General features: G+C 60.5%; 1 protein-coding gene. It reads right to left on the reverse strand.

What is annotated here, in order from left to right; all coding sequences use genetic code 11:
- Window positions 1–352, reverse strand: a 352-nt coding sequence (locus tag EGN72_RS19060; RefSeq protein WP_199743674.1) for a hypothetical protein, incomplete at both ends; no start/stop codon positions are given.

Raw genomic sequence — 352 nt, forward strand, 5'->3', positions numbered from 1 at the left:
CGCCGTTTGCCCGGTGATGGCGCGGACGTCTGTTTCCACATCGGCTTGCCACTGGTTCAGTTCCGCCTGATAGGTTGTGCTGGCGGCATCGCTTTCACCGTGTTTGACCAAAGCCCCCAGCACCACAAGCTTCCAGCCCCGTGCATCGGCAAGTGCCTTGGCGCGGGTGACGCCCGTGATCATGTTGCTATAGGCAAGGGTGCCTTTTTTCAGCTCAGAATAGGCCGAGCTTGTGCGGCCCGCAAAAAAGGCCAGTGTCCGCATCCTGACACCCAAGGCGCGGGCCTGTTCGACAACCGCAAAGGCGCAGCTTTCCAACGGCGTTTCGCCGCGCGTGTTCTCGAAATTGACG

Source organism: Pseudorhodobacter sp. E13 (assembly GCF_003991405.1).
In the GTDB taxonomy this organism is placed as follows: Bacteria; Pseudomonadota; Alphaproteobacteria; order Rhodobacterales; family Rhodobacteraceae; genus Pseudorhodobacter.